The sequence below is a fragment of the Kitasatospora sp. NBC_00315 genome (assembly GCF_041435095.1).
Taxonomy (GTDB): domain Bacteria; phylum Actinomycetota; class Actinomycetes; order Streptomycetales; family Streptomycetaceae; genus Kitasatospora.
In genome coordinates this window covers 2916654-2929477 of sequence record NZ_CP108025.1, presented here as the reverse complement: position 1 = coordinate 2929477, position 12824 = coordinate 2916654, and the positions used below count along the sequence as shown (strand labels likewise).

Here is a 12824-nt window from a genome sequence, read left to right as displayed (position 1 = left end):
ACCTCGACCACACGAGAAGGCCGGCAGAGCGGCCGGCTGGAGGGAATCCGATGGGACGGACACTCGCAGAGAAGGTCTGGGACGACCATGTCGTCCGGCGCGCCGAGGGCGAGCCCGACCTGCTCTTCATCGATCTGCACCTGCTGCACGAGGTGACCAGCCCGCAGGCCTTCGACGGCCTCCGGCTGGCCGGTCGCAAGGTCCGCCGGACCGACCTCACGATCGCCACCGAGGACCACAACACCCCCACCGTCGACATCGACAAGCCGATCGCCGACCCGGTCTCGCGCGTGCAGCTGGAGACGCTGCGCCGCAACGCGGCCGAGTTCGGGGTGCGCATCCACTCGCTGGGCGACATCGAGCAGGGCGTCGTCCACGTGGTGGGGCCCCAGCTGGGCCTGACCCAGCCGGGCACCACCGTGGTCTGCGGCGACTCGCACACCTCCACCCACGGCGCCTTCGGCGCACTGGCGTTCGGCATCGGCACCAGCCAGGTCGAGCACGTGCTGGCCACGCAGACGCTGCCGCTGGCCCCGTTCAGGACGATGGCCATCACGGTCGAGGGCGAGCTGCCCGAGGGCGTCACCGCCAAGGACCTGATCCTCGCCATCATCACCAGGATCGGCACCGGCGGCGGCCAGGGCTACGTCCTGGAGTACCGCGGCTCCGCGATCCGCGGCCTCTCCATGGAGGCCCGGATGACCATCTGCAACATGTCCATCGAGGCGGGCGCCCGGGCCGGCATGATCGCCCCGGACCAGACCACCTTCGACTACCTGGAGGGTCGCCCGCACGCCCCCCGGGGCGAGGACTGGGACGCCGCGGTCGAGTACTGGAAGACGCTGGGCACCGACGAGGACGCGGTCTTCGACCACGAGATCTTCATCGACGCCACCCAGCTGACCCCGTTCGTCACCTGGGGCACCAACCCGGGCCAGGGCGCCCCGCTCGGCGCCGACGTGCCGGACCCGGCCTCGTTCGCCGACCCACAGGAGCGGGTGGCGGCCGAGAACGCGCTCAAGTACATGGGCCTGGAGGCCGGTACGCCGCTGCGCGAGGTCAAGGTCGACGCCGTCTTCGTCGGCTCCTGCACCAACGGCCGGATCGAGGACCTGCGCGCCGCCGCGGCCATCCTGGACGGCCGCACCATCGCCGACGGCGTGCGGATGCTGGTCGTCCCCGGTTCGGTCCGGGTCGCCCTGCAGGCCGTCGAGGAGGGCCTGGACAAGGTCTTCACCGCCGCCGGCGCCGAATGGCGGCACGCGGGCTGCTCGATGTGCCTGGGCATGAACCCCGACCAGCTGGCCCCCGGCGAGCGTTGCGCCTCGACCTCGAACCGCAACTTCGAGGGCCGGCAGGGCAAGGGCGGACGCACCCACCTGGTCTCGCCCCAGGTCGCCGCCGCCACCGCACTGCTGGGCCGGCTGGCCGCACCCGCCGACCTCTCGTCCGACATCGCTGTGGAGGCCTGAGCAGCATGGAGAAGTTCACCACCCACACCGGTCGCGCCGTCCCGCTGCGTCGCAGCAACGTGGACACCGACCAGATCATCCCGGCCCACTGGCTGAAGAAGGTCACCCGCACCGGCTTCGAGGGCGGCCTGTTCGAGGCGTGGCGCAAGGACGAGGCGTTCGTCCTCAACCAGCCCGAGCGCAGCGGCGCTACCGTCCTGGTGACCGGCCCCGAGTTCGGCACCGGCTCCTCCCGCGAGCACGCCGTCTGGGCGCTGCAGAACTACGGCTTCCACGCCGTCATCTCCTCGCGCTTCGCCGACATCTTCCGCGGCAACTCGCTGAAGAACGGCCTGCTCACGGTGCTGCTGCCGCAGGAGACCGTGGAGCAGCTGTGGGCCCTCACGGAGGCCGACCCGACCGCCGAGATCACGGTGGACCTGGAGGCCCGCGAGGTGCGCGCCGAGGGCATCACGGCCGCTTTCGAGCTGGACGACAACGTCCGCTGGCGGCTGCTGAACGGCCTCGACGACATCAGCATCACCCTGCGGAACGAGGGTGACATCGCGGCGTTCGAGACCACCCGCCCGGCCTTCAAACCGCGTACGCTGCCGGTCGCCTGAGACCGTCATTGCCCATGCTTCACCGGATGGCCCGTCCCCCCTCGGGGGGGCGGGCCATCCGCTTGTGCAGGCCCGACTTAGGGCCTGACGTGGGCTGCGGATAAACCCGCGCGCAGCACAACTCCGTGCAGATGGCACAATCAGTACATGCACCGGCACCATGAACCTCCGTACGCGGGCCCCGAACCCGCGTCGTCGGAGACCGCGGGCCGGCGAGCCGAACGCCGAATTGACGATCGGCCGGACGACGACGGCACCTCGTTCGACGAGGTGCCGGACGACCCGGAAGTCGCAGCGCTCTTCGCGCTCGTGGCCGAGCGGTTGAAGCAAGCTCACGCCCGCGTGCATGCGCTGAACGTGTCTGCCGATGCGAAGACCGCTCTCACCCGTCAGCTGCTGACCGTCACCGAGGCCGCCAAGCGCGATCTTCCGGAGGCGGCACGGCGGTTGAGTCGCTTTGTCCAGGACCTCGACGAGGGGCCCCCGCCCGTCCGCTGAGGTCGCAGACGCGCAAATCCATTGCGACACTAGGGTGATTCGCGCGTTTGGTAATTGAAAGTCCGCAGATACATACCTAACGTGCGAATTGAACGGATGGAATCATCCGGCGCCCGTTTCTGAAGGGGAAGACGTGAACAAGGCTCAGCTTGTCGAAGCGGTGGCCGAGCAGCTGGGCGGTCGCAAGGCTGCCGCAGAGGCCGTCGACGCAGTGCTCGACACCATGGTGCGTGCCGTTGTGGCGGGTGACCGGGTGTCGGTCACCGGTTTCGGCACCTTCGAGAAGGTGGAGCGCTCCGCGCGCTTCGCCCGCAACCCGCAGACCGGCGAGAAGGTCAAGGTCAAGAAGACCTCGGTGCCCCGCTTCCGCCCCGGCCAGGGCTTCAAGGACCTGGTGAGCGGCAGCAAGAAGCTGCCGAAGGAGGGCCCCTCGGTCAAGAAGGCCCCCAAGGGTTCCCTCACCCCGGGCAAGTCCGGCACCACCGCCGCCGTGAAGCGTGCCGCCACCAAGCGCGCCGCGACCGCGGCCGCCGCCGCCCCGGCCGCGACGAGGAAGACCGCCGCGAAGAAGACGGCCACCACCACCGCCGCCGCCGCGAAGAAGACCACGGCCACCACCGCCAAGAAGGCGGCCGCGGTCAAGAAGGCGACCACCACCGCCGCCGCGAAGAAGACCACGGCCACCACCGCCAAGAAGGCGGCCACCGTCAAGAAGACCGCGGCCACCCCGGCCGCCGCCGCCAAGAAGACCACCACGGCGAAGAAGGCCACCGCGGTCAAGAAGACCGCCCCGGCCAAGAAGACCACCACGCGCAAGACCACCGCCCGCAAGACCACCGCGAAGTAACGCGCGCGAAGTCCTCAGCGGTATCCGGGCGCACCCGCCCGGACGCCTCCGGGCGACGACCCCCCGGGGTCGTGAGCCGTGGCGGCCCGCACACTCGGAATTCCGGGTGGCGGGCCGCCACGGCTCTTTTCGTTCCGGCGGCGCGGCCCCCGGGGGCGGCCGCTAACGGCGTTCGACGGGGAACTCGTACGCGATTTCCCACAACGTGTCCGGGATGACGATGTCGGCGGTCTCCACCGCTCGTCCGTCCGGATCGAAGTAAGTCCGTTCGACCAGGGTGACCAGGTCACCGGTCGAGATTCCGAGCAGATTGGCCTGGTCGGCCGTGGCGCGGCCCGGACGCGGTACCTCGACCGCGAAGTCCACCACGACGCCGATCGAGGCCATCCGCTCCACCACGCCCCGGCCGGCCAGCGGCCCGAACTCGGGCATCAGGACCGGCGTCCCGCCGGTGACGGCCATCGGCTCCCAGCTCTCGGCGAGCTGCGCGGGGCGGCCGTCGACGAGGAACTCGTAGCAGGTGCGGACGGTGAGTTCGCCCGGTGCGATCCCGAGCCGCGCGGCGACGTGCTCCGGCGCCGGGGTCCGCACGTAACTGTTGGACTCCCAGCTGCCGGTGCGCCCGCGTTCCCGCAGGTCCGCTCGGAAGGGTGAATCTCCGCGCCGCTCGCCGTGCCGGGTCCGGACCATCCGGGAGCGCTCGGTGGGTGTCCTGACGTACGTTCCGGAGCCCGCGCGCCCCTCCAGCAGGCCCTCGGTGATCAGGCGCTCCTGCGCCCGCTGCAGGACGTTGGCGCCCACCCCGTAGGCCAGGGCGAGCTGGGCGCGGGAGGGAAGGCGCTCGCCGGGGCCCCACTCGCCCTCGGTGACGCGTCGGCGCAGGTCGTCCGAGATCTGCTGGTACGGGGGCACCTCTGAGGGCATCTGGCTCTCCCGGGCGGCGGGCTCCGCCGCTGCCCGGACCGGCAGGGCGGTGATTCAGCGTTGACAAATCTAATGCATCAGGTGGAATCTAATGCTTTAGATTTACCGTCCGTGACTATCGCTCGCGGGAGAGTCGGTGCGCGCCCACACCAAGGCGTTTGACCTTGCCTTTCGTCTCGCCGTGGCCACCGGCGCCAGGGCGCGCGTCCGCCGTGGCACGGCGGGCGGCTACCGGGTCGAGGCGGCACTGCCCGGACATCTCAGCGACGAGGCCCACCGGGCGGTGCTCGACGCACTGGCCGGGGCCGACCGCTACGGGCACCAGTACAGCGAAGCGGCCCAGGCCGTCTGGGCCGAACTCGACGAGGACCGGGAGCAGTCAGCGTGAACGACGCCACGGTGGACGACGCCGCGACGACCGGGGCCACGGTGAACGGGGCCCGGAGCGGGCGCACGGGAGCAGGCCGCCGGTGGTCGCCCGGAGGGGCGGTGACGGTGGAGATCGAGGACATCACGCCGCCGGCGACGTTCGGCCGGGCCGCCGACGCGGTGGCGGCGCTGTGGGAGGCGATGCGGGTGCTGCCGCTGGGCTGGACCCAGTACGAGGCGTACCGCTACTTCCTGGGACCCGGAGCGGTCGCGAGGATCGAGGAATCCATCGAGCGGGACGGCGAGTTGAGCCTGACCTTCCGGATGGCCGGCCGGCTGCACTCGGTCCGGGTCACGCCGGCGCACTGACGCCCGGGGCGTCGCGGCGGCTCCGGCCTAGGCCGTAAGGGGCGCCCCGGCCCCCGGGTCGGGGAAGGTCTGCAGGGTCACGAAGACCACCCGGCGGGCCTCGCCGTCGCCCTCGGTGCGGATCCGCACGCGTTGCCCGGGGCGCAGCAGCCGCAGGCCGCCGGCGTCGAAGGCGGCGGCGCCGAACGGCACCGGGGTGCCGTCGTCGAGCAGCACGGAGCCCGCGCGGGTGTCGGGGTCGAAGGTGAACGCGGTGGCCTGCATGCGTGCAGCATATCGAGGCGGGGTGCCCGGCCCGGGGCGCCGCCGTCCCGGGCGCAGCTGACGGCCGGTCCCCCGGGGCCCCTCACGCCGGGCGCGCTCCCGTTCGGGCCAGCGCGGCGGCGGCCGCCGTCGTGTGCGGGCCCACCCCGAGCGCGAGCGCCTCCAGCAGATCCTCGCCGGTGTCCACGTCGCGCCGCACCGAGGGGACGTCGGGCAGCAGGATCTCCCGGGCGCCGCCGGCCGCGTGGCGGGCCCTGGACCCGTCGCCGAAGGCGGGTGCCAGCGCAGCCCGGGGCGCGCAGGCCAGCAGCGTGGTGCCGAACCCGGGGGAGTCGGCCAGAAAGGCCCGGCCGGTGGCGGGCACCGCCGCGAGGACACGAGCGAGTTCGGCCGGGCGCAGCGCGGGCAGGTCGGCGGAGAGGGCGGCCAGCGGGGCGTGCGGGTGGAGCGCCCGGGCGTACGAGGCGCCGTGCGCCAGCGCGGGGTTGAGGCCGCCCCCGGGTTCGTCGCCGACCACCAGTGCGCCGAGCGCGGCCAGTCGCTCGCCGGCCGGTCGGTCGCCGGTCACCACCACCACCCGGGACACGCCCGGGCAGGCCAGCGCGGCGGTGACGGTGTCGAGGGCGAACGCCAGTGCCAGGTCGGCGCGGTGCGGCCCCGCGAACGGGCCTAGCCGGCTCTTGGCGAGCGCCAGCGACTTGAGCGGAAGCACCAGCGCCCACCCGGTGGCGGGTGCGGGGGGCAGGAGGGCGCCGTCGGGGCGTACCGTGTCCAGGGTCATCGGCGCCATTGTGGCGCCGGTCCCGGAGCCCCCGCCAGGCGGCCCGCCCCGGGCTGGCGTGCGATTGGTCACGTGAGCCGGGCCGGCCCGAAGGGGTTCGCTCGACAGCCGGTGAGCGGTCGGGCGAGACTGTTCCGCGCTCGGATCCGAGCGCCGGCCCCCCGGCCGGGGACACCGGGGGCGACTGACCTGCGGCACCCCACGTGTCGCACCGGACAAGGAGGACCTGGGGTGGCCCGCCGCTCGTACGCCGGCTTCGGCAACGCCGATTACGGCATCTGGTACCGCTTCGCGGCCGTGCTGGTCAAGCCCGTGACGACCGCGCTGGTGAAGCCGGACTGGAGGGGATGGGAGCACCTCCCCAAGGACGGCGGCTTCCTCGCGGCGGTCAACCACAACTCGATCATCGACCCGGTGGTCTACGCGCACTGGCAGTACAACAGCGGGCGCCCGCCGCGGATACTGGGCAAGTCCTCGCTGTTCTCGGTGCCGTTCATCGGCTTCATGCTGCGCAAGACCGGCCAGATCCCGGTGTTCCGCGAGTCGACCGACGCCGCGCAGGCGTTCAGGGCGGCCATCGACGCGGTCAACGGCGGGCAGTGCGTGCAGTTCTACCCGGAGGGCACGCTCACCCGCGATCCGGACCTCTGGCCGATGACCGGCAAGAGCGGGGTGGCCAGGGTCGCGCTGATGACCGGCGCGCCGGTCATCCCGGTCGCGCACTGGGGCGCCCACGAGATCATCCCGCCGTACGGGCGGGGCACCGCCGGCAAGGGCCGGGTCAGCCTGTTCCCGCGGCACAAGGTGGTCGTGGCGGCCGGGCCGCCGGTGGACCTCAGCCGCTACCAGGGGCAGGAGCTGACCCCGAAGGTCCTGCGCGACGCCACCGAGGACATCATGGCGGCTATCACCGAGGTGCTGGCCGGGATCCGCGGCGAGCAGCCGCCGGCCGAGCGGTACGACATGCGGACGGCCGCCCGGGCCCGTGCGGTCAAGGCCACCGCCGAACGCCACCGGGCCGCCGGCGCCCGCAGCGTGGGCGGCACCGACGACAGCACCACCGAGGAGAACAGCAAGTGACCCGTTGCGCCGTGTTCAGTGCCGGTTCCTGGGGGACCGCGTTCGCGATGATCCTCGCCGACGCGGGCTGCGAGGTGACCCTCTGGGGCCGCCGCCCCGAGCTGGTCGACGCGATCAACGCGACGCACGTCAACCCGGACTACCTGCCGGGTGTCACGCTTCCCGGTGCGGTCACGGCGACCACCGACGCGGCCGCCGCGCTGGCCGGCGCCGACTTCGCGTTCCTCACGGTGCCCTCGCAGACCCTGCGGGAGAACCTCGCCGCCTGGACGCCGCTGCTGGAGCCGCAGACGGTGCTGGTCAGCCTGATGAAGGGGATCGAGCTCGGCACCGCGAAGCGGATGAGCGAGGTCATCGCCGAGGTCGCCGGGGTCGGCCCGGAGCGGGTGGCGGTCGTCAGCGGCCCCAACCTGGCGCGGGAGATCGCCAACCGGCAGCCCGCGGCGAGCGTGGTGGCCTGCACCGACGAGCTGGTCGCCAAGCGGCTCCAGGCGGCCTGCCACACGCCGTACTTCCGTCCGTACACCAACACCGACGTGGTGGGCTGCGAGCTGGGCGGCGCGGTCAAGAACGTGATCGGTCTGGCGGTCGGCATGGCGGACGGCATGGGGCTGGGCGACAACACCAAGGCGACGCTGATCACCCGCGGGCTGGCCGAGATCACCCGGCTCGGCGAGGCGCTGGGCGCCGACCCGTACACCTTCGCCGGGCTCGCCGGGATGGGCGACCTGGTCGCCACCTGCTCCTCGCCGCTGTCGCGCAACCACACCTTCGGCACCAACCTGGGCCGCGGGATGTCCCTGGCCGAGACCATCGCCGCCACCAGCCAGACCGCCGAGGGCGTCAAGTCCTGCGAGTCGGTGCTCGACCTGGCCCGGCGCAGCGGGGTGGAGATGCCGCTCGTCCAGGCCGTGGTGGACGTGGTGCACCACGGGCGCCCCACCCAGGAGGTGCTGGCGGCGCTGATGGCGCGCTCGGCGAAGGCGGAGCGCCGGTAGCGTCCGGCCGCCGCGGGGCCCGCCGGCGAGTGGGGCGGGGGCGCGAACGGCGACCGGCGCGCTGGTAACACGGAGGCAAAGGGTCGCACGGTAGTCTCATGGCCGATATGAGCATCGAACAGACCCCCCCGAACCAGTCCGCTGCCGCCGCCAAGCCGCGCGTGGCGATCGTCTTCGGCGGGCGCAGCTCGGAGCACGCCATCTCGGTCTCCACCGCGGGCAGCGTGCTCAGGGCCATCGACCGCGACAAGTACGAGGTGCTGCCGATCGGCATCACCCACGAGGGCCGCTGGGCCCTGGTCAGTGACGACCCCACCCGGATGGCCATCACCGACGGCAGGCTGCCGGACGTGGCCGAGGTAGCCGAGTCCCTGGAGGGCCAGGTCGTGCTGCCCACCGGCCCGGACAGCCGGGAGGTGGTCTGGAGCGAGCCGGGCGCCGCGCCCAAGGTCCTCGGCGAGGTCGACGTGGTGCTGCCGCTGCTGCACGGCCCCTGGGGCGAGGACGGCACCCTGCAGGGCCTGCTGGAACTCTCGGGCGTGCCGTACGTCGGCAACGGCGTGCTGGCCAGCGCGGTCGGCATGGACAAGGAGTTCACCAAGCGGATCCTGGAGTCGCACGGCATCGGCGTGGGCACCTACACGGTGCTGCGCCCCCGCGACTGGGAGTCCGAGCAGGGCCGCGCCGCCGCGCGGACGCGGATCGCCGCGCTCGGTCTGCCGCTGTTCGTCAAGCCCTGCCGGGCCGGCTCCAGCATGGGCATCACCAAGGTCAAGGACCTCACCGAGCTGGACGCGGCGATCGAGGAGGCCCGTCGGCACGACCCCAAGGTGATCGTCGAGGCCGGCGTCCGCGGCCGTGAGATCGAATGCGCCGTCCTGGAGTTCGAGGACGGGCCGCGCGCCAGCGTCCCCGCCGAGATCGTGGTCGGCAGCGGCTACGAGTTCTACGACTTCGAGGCCAAGTACATCGACTCCTCCGAGGTGCAGATCCCGGCCCGGCTCACCGAGGCCGAGACCGCCGAGATCCGCCGCCAGGCGATCGCCGCGTTCGAGGCGCTCGGCTGCGAGGGCCTGGCCCGGGTGGACTTCTTCCTGCTGGAGGACGGCAGCTGGGTGGTCAACGAGATCAACACCATGCCCGGGTTCACGCCCATCTCGGCCTACCCCAAGATGTGGGAGGCCAGCGGTCTGGCGTACCCGGAGCTCATCGACCGGCTGCTGCGGGCGGCGCTGGGCCGCTCGACCGGTCTGCGCTGAAGCGATCAGTACGCCGACGGCCACGGGCCGGTGCGGTCAGGGCGCGGCGGAGGCCGACGCCGTGGCCGCACCGGCCTTCTCGCCCCAGATCGGGACGGTGGCCGCCACCACGTCGGAGACGCTCGGCAGCGGATCGGCGTAGTTGGGGTAGGCCCCGGCCGGGACGGTCACCTCGACGTTGGCGTAGCGCAGCACGGTGGTGAAGCGGTAGCCGCCCTCGCCGTCCGGCTCGTCGAACCACTGGACGCCGTTGACCTCGGGGGCGCTGTCCAGCGCACGGGGCCCGTTGAGACCGTCCGGGCGCGGCACCCCGCAGCGGACGACGGTCCGCGGCGAGCTGTTCCAGACGGCGACGAACGGGGAGTCCGTGGGTGTGCGGGCACGGCCCAGCAGGCTCTGCGGCAGCGCCCGGGCGAACGCCTCGCAGTACGGCAGCTCGCTCGCCCTCGGGGTCGGCGCGGCGGGCTGCGCCGGCGCGCCCCAGTTGCCGACCAGCAGCGCGACGCAGCCGAGCAGCGCCACCGGCGCCGAGAGCCACCTCAGCGGTGCGGGCAGGGCCTTGAGGGCGCGGGGGACGCGGTCGGCTCGGGTCACCCGCCGATGGTATCGGGGCCCTACAGATGGACCACCGGACAGGTCAGCGTCCGGGTGATCCCCTCGACCTGCTGGATCTTCGCGACCACCAGCCGCCCCAGGTCGTCCACGGTGTCCGCCTCGGCGCGCACGATCACGTCGTACGGCCCGGTGACGTCCTCGGCCTGGAGGACGCCTTCGATCCTCGCGATGGACTGCGCCACGGACGTGGCCTTGCCCACCTCGGTCTGGATCAGGATGTACGCCTGTACCACGGGGGCCTCCAGAGCGGCTGGGTACGGAGATCGCCGCCGTGATCGCCCGGGGTGGTGGAGGGGGACGGGCTCACCGGCAGTCCGATCACCACGCTACCGCGCAGCGGGGCGGGGAGGGGAGACCCGTGCACCGTCGGAGGGCGTACGCTGCGCGCGGGATCGAAACACGGCGCGCGCAGCGGTGTGTTCCAGACGGGAGAGGACGGCGCATGCAGGGGACCGTGGGCGAGCTCGGCGAGTTCGGACTCATCAAGGAGCTGACCGCCAGGCTGCAGTCCACCCCGGCGGTCGAACTCGGCCCGGGGGACGACGCCGCCGTGGTCCGGACGCCGGACGGCCGGGTGGTGGCCACCACCGACGTGCTGATCGAGGGCCGGCACTTCCGCCGGGACTGGTCCACCGCCTACGACGTCGGGCGCAAGTGCGCCGCGCAGAACCTCGCGGACGTGGCCGCGATGGGCGCGGTGCCGACCGCGATACTGCTCGGCCTGGTCGCCCCCGCCGACCTGCCCACCACCTGGGCCACCGAACTGATGGACGGGCTGCGCGACGAGTGCCAGGTGGCGGGCGCGGCCGTGGTCGGCGGCGACGTGGTGCGCGGCGACACCATCACCCTGGCCATCACCGCGCTCGGCGACCTCCAGGGGCGGGCCCCGGTGGTCCGCTCCGGCGCGCAGGTCGGGGACGTGGTGGCGGTGACCGGCTGGCTCGGCTGGTCCGCCGCCGGGCTGACCGTCCTCCAGCGCGGGTTCCGCTCGCCGCGGGCCTTCGTCGAGGCACACCGCCGCCCGGAGCCGCCCTACCACGCGGGGCCGGCCGCGGCGGAGCTGGGCGCCACCGCCATGATCGACGTGAGTGACGGCCTGGTCGCCGACCTCGGCCACGTGGCGAAGGCCAGTGGCGTCGACATCGACCTGCGGGCCGCCGACTTCGACGTCCCGGCGCAGATGGCCGACATCGGGCAGGCGGTCGGTGTCGACCCGCTGGTCTGGGTGCTCTCCGGCGGTGAGGACCACGCGATCGTGGCGACCTTCCCGGCGAGCGCCCCCCTGCCCGCCCGCTGGCGGGTGATCGGCGAGGTGGTGCGCGCCGTGCGCGGCACGGGGGCGGCTCCGGCCAGCGGCCGGGTCACCGTGGACGGAGCGCCCTGGGACCGCGTCGGCGGCTGGGACCACTTCGCCGACTAGCGCCGTCGGCCGCACCGTCGGACGCGCCGTCGGCCGCCGCGCCCACCGGTCCGGCGCCGGGCCCCGGGCGCACCTGCTCCGCAGCGCCCCGGCGACCGGCCGGGCGCGGGCCGGGCGCGGTCGTGCCGGCCCGGCGAGCGCGTAGGCTTGCCGTCGTTGTCGGCCCCACCCCTTTTGTCCGGTACATGCCGTCAAGGAGGGTGGTCACGGCCGATCCGGCGGACCGTCGGCATCCATCTACCCGGGGGCGCGTGCCCACGGATCGGGAGAGCACAGCCACCATGCGAATCGGTGTCCTGACCAGCGGCGGCGACTGCCCCGGCCTCAACGCGGTGATCCGCTCGGTGGTGCACCGGGGCACCGACGTCCACGGTGACGAGATCATCGGCATCGAGGACGGCTTCCTCGGCCTGATCGAGGGCCGCAGCCGGCCCGTCTCGCACGACGACGTGACCGGCCTGCTCACACTCGGCGGCACCATCCTCGGCTCGGCGCGGGTCCAGCGCGAGCGGATCGCCTGGGCCGTCGAGAACGCCCGCACGCTGGCCCGCAACATCGGCATCGACGCGCTGATCGCGATCGGCGGCGAGGGCACGCTCACCGCCGCCAAGAAGTTCAGCGACGCGGGCCTGCCGGTGGTCGGCGTCCCCAAGACCATCGACAACGACATCGACTGCACCGACGTCACCTTCGGCTTCGACACCGCCGTGCACGTCGCCACCGAGGCCATCGACCGGCTGAAGACCACCGCCGAGTCGCACCAGCGCGTCATGGTGGTCGAGCTGATGGGGCGGCACACCGGCTGGATCACCCTCACCGCGGGCATGGCCGGCGGTGCCCACGGCATCCTCATCCCCGAGAAGCCCTTCGACATCGAGGTCGTCGCGCGGATGGTCGAGGACCGCTTCGAGCGCGGCAAGAAGTTCGCCATCATCGCCGTCGCCGAGGGAGCCGCACCGCTCGAGGGCACCATGCGCTTCGACCACGGGGACATCGACCAGTACGGCCACCGGACGTTCGGCGGCATCGGCACCCGGCTCGCCCACGAGCTGGAGGACCTGCTCGGCAAGGAGGCCCGGCCGGTCATCCTCGGGCACACCCAGCGCGGGGGCACCCCCACCGCCCTCGACCGGGTGCTCGCCACCCGCTTCGGCTGGCACGCCGTCGAGGCCGTCCACCAGGGCGCCTTCGGCCACTTCACCGCGCTGCGCGGCAGCAGCATCGAGCTGGTGCCGATCGCGGAGGCCGTCACCCGGCTCAAGACGGTGCCGGCCGACCGCTGGGCGGAGTCCGAAGCCGTGCTGTGACGCCTGCGGGTAGGTTGGC

At 73.0% G+C, this 12824-nt stretch carries 16 protein-coding genes; 11 read left to right on the top strand and 5 right to left on the bottom strand.

Annotated elements, in window-relative coordinates; translation table 11 throughout:
- Nucleotides 1–50: 50 nt before the first annotated feature.
- The 4 genes from leuC to OG823_RS11665 all read left to right on the top strand — a co-directional run bounded on the left by leuC (nt 51) and on the right by OG823_RS11665 (nt 3419).
- Nucleotides 51–1472 carry a 3-isopropylmalate dehydratase large subunit gene (gene leuC, locus OG823_RS11680; protein WP_371479414.1) on the top strand — a complete coding sequence of 474 codons (1422 nt, stop codon included), beginning with the start codon at nt 51–53 and terminating at the stop codon, nt 1470–1472.
- A 5-nt stretch (nt 1473–1477) separates the two neighbouring features.
- Nucleotides 1478–2074: a 3-isopropylmalate dehydratase small subunit gene (gene leuD, locus OG823_RS11675; protein ID WP_371479413.1), complete on the top strand. Its 597-nt coding sequence runs from the start codon at nt 1478–1480 to the stop codon at nt 2072–2074.
- 147 nt (nt 2075–2221) lie between these two features.
- Nucleotides 2222–2572: a hypothetical protein gene (locus OG823_RS11670; protein WP_371479412.1), complete on the top strand. Its 351-nt coding sequence runs from the start codon at nt 2222–2224 to the stop codon at nt 2570–2572.
- Between the two features lie 133 nt (nt 2573–2705).
- Entirely contained in the window at nt 2706–3419 is a 714-nt protein-coding gene (locus OG823_RS11665) for an HU family DNA-binding protein (RefSeq protein WP_371479411.1), read from the top strand.
- 162 nt (nt 3420–3581) lie between these two features.
- On the opposite strand, the gene OG823_RS11660 is transcribed toward OG823_RS11665, so the two are convergent.
- Nucleotides 3582–4343, bottom strand: coding sequence for a GntR family transcriptional regulator (locus OG823_RS11660; RefSeq protein WP_371479410.1), 762 nt, complete (start codon nt 4341–4343; stop codon nt 3582–3584).
- A 136-nt stretch (nt 4344–4479) separates the two neighbouring features.
- On the opposite strand from OG823_RS11660, the gene OG823_RS11655 reads away from it, so the two are divergent.
- Nucleotides 4480–4731: a hypothetical protein gene (locus OG823_RS11655; RefSeq protein ID WP_371479409.1), complete on the top strand. Its 252-nt coding sequence runs from the start codon at nt 4480–4482 to the stop codon at nt 4729–4731.
- Nucleotides 4728–5081 (top strand): hypothetical protein, encoded by a 354-nt coding sequence (locus OG823_RS11650; protein ID WP_371479408.1) that lies wholly within the window; start codon nt 4728–4730, stop codon nt 5079–5081. Before OG823_RS11655 ends, OG823_RS11650 begins: the two co-directional genes overlap by 4 nt.
- A gap of 27 nt (nt 5082–5108) precedes the next feature.
- Here the strand turns inward: OG823_RS11650 and OG823_RS11645 are convergent, their stop codons facing one another.
- Both OG823_RS11645 and cofC read right to left on the bottom strand, forming a co-directional pair.
- Nucleotides 5109–5345: a hypothetical protein gene (locus OG823_RS11645; protein WP_371479406.1), complete on the bottom strand. Its 237-nt coding sequence runs from the start codon at nt 5343–5345 to the stop codon at nt 5109–5111.
- Nucleotides 5346–5427: 82 nt separating this feature from the next.
- Nucleotides 5428–6126, bottom strand: coding sequence for a 2-phospho-L-lactate guanylyltransferase (gene cofC, locus OG823_RS11640; protein WP_371479405.1), 699 nt, complete (start codon nt 6124–6126; stop codon nt 5428–5430).
- Nucleotides 6127–6357: 231 nt separating this feature from the next.
- On the opposite strand from cofC, the gene OG823_RS11635 reads away from it, so the two are divergent.
- The 3 genes from OG823_RS11635 (at nt 6358) to OG823_RS11625 (ending at nt 9463) form a co-directional block, all read left to right on the top strand.
- Nucleotides 6358–7206 carry a lysophospholipid acyltransferase family protein gene (locus OG823_RS11635; RefSeq protein WP_371479404.1) on the top strand — a complete coding sequence of 283 codons (849 nt, stop codon included), beginning with the start codon at nt 6358–6360 and terminating at the stop codon, nt 7204–7206.
- Nucleotides 7203–8204, top strand: a complete 1002-nt coding sequence (locus OG823_RS11630) for an NAD(P)H-dependent glycerol-3-phosphate dehydrogenase (protein ID WP_371479403.1) — start codon at nt 7203–7205, stop codon at nt 8202–8204. Before OG823_RS11635 ends, OG823_RS11630 begins: the two co-directional genes overlap by 4 nt.
- A gap of 107 nt (nt 8205–8311) precedes the next feature.
- Nucleotides 8312–9463, top strand: a complete 1152-nt coding sequence (locus OG823_RS11625; protein ID WP_371479401.1) for a D-alanine--D-alanine ligase family protein — start codon at nt 8312–8314, stop codon at nt 9461–9463.
- Nucleotides 9464–9499: 36 nt separating this feature from the next.
- Here OG823_RS11625 and OG823_RS11620 read toward each other — a convergent pair whose 3' ends face one another.
- Together OG823_RS11620 and OG823_RS11615 are read right to left on the bottom strand one after the other, a co-directional pair.
- Nucleotides 9500–10057: a DUF3515 domain-containing protein gene (locus tag OG823_RS11620; RefSeq protein ID WP_371479400.1), complete on the bottom strand. Its 558-nt coding sequence runs from the start codon at nt 10055–10057 to the stop codon at nt 9500–9502.
- 20 nt (nt 10058–10077) lie between these two features.
- Nucleotides 10078–10311, bottom strand: a complete 234-nt coding sequence (locus tag OG823_RS11615; protein ID WP_371479399.1) for an Lrp/AsnC family transcriptional regulator — start codon at nt 10309–10311, stop codon at nt 10078–10080.
- A gap of 209 nt (nt 10312–10520) precedes the next feature.
- On the opposite strand from OG823_RS11615, the gene OG823_RS11610 reads away from it, so the two are divergent.
- Nucleotides 10521–11498, top strand: a complete 978-nt coding sequence (locus OG823_RS11610) for a thiamine-phosphate kinase (protein ID WP_371479398.1) — start codon at nt 10521–10523, stop codon at nt 11496–11498.
- Nucleotides 11499–11779: 281 nt separating this feature from the next.
- Nucleotides 11780–12805: a 6-phosphofructokinase gene (locus OG823_RS11605; RefSeq protein WP_371479397.1), complete on the top strand. Its 1026-nt coding sequence runs from the start codon at nt 11780–11782 to the stop codon at nt 12803–12805.
- The last annotated feature ends 19 nt before the right edge of the window (nt 12806–12824 follow it).

Bases quoted from the DNA above. Each gene is read 5' to 3' on its own strand.
- leuC (WP_371479414.1), top strand. From the start codon at position 51: ATGGGACGGACACTCGCAGAGAAGGTCTGGGACGACCATGTCGTCCGG.
- leuD (WP_371479413.1), top strand. From the start codon at position 1,478: ATGGAGAAGTTCACCACCCACACCGGTCGCGCCGTCCCGCTGCGTCGC.
- OG823_RS11670 (WP_371479412.1), top strand. From the start codon at position 2,222: ATGCACCGGCACCATGAACCTCCGTACGCGGGCCCCGAACCCGCGTCG.
- OG823_RS11660 (WP_371479410.1), bottom strand. From the start codon at position 4,343: ATGCCCTCAGAGGTGCCCCCGTACCAGCAGATCTCGGACGACCTGCGC.
- OG823_RS11645 (WP_371479406.1), bottom strand. From the start codon at position 5,345: ATGCAGGCCACCGCGTTCACCTTCGACCCCGACACCCGCGCGGGCTCC.
- cofC (WP_371479405.1), bottom strand. From the start codon at position 6,126: ATGACCCTGGACACGGTACGCCCCGACGGCGCCCTCCTGCCCCCCGCA.
- OG823_RS11625 (WP_371479401.1), top strand. From the start codon at position 8,312: ATGAGCATCGAACAGACCCCCCCGAACCAGTCCGCTGCCGCCGCCAAG.
- OG823_RS11610 (WP_371479398.1), top strand. From the start codon at position 10,521: ATGCAGGGGACCGTGGGCGAGCTCGGCGAGTTCGGACTCATCAAGGAG.
- OG823_RS11605 (WP_371479397.1), top strand. From the start codon at position 11,780: ATGCGAATCGGTGTCCTGACCAGCGGCGGCGACTGCCCCGGCCTCAAC.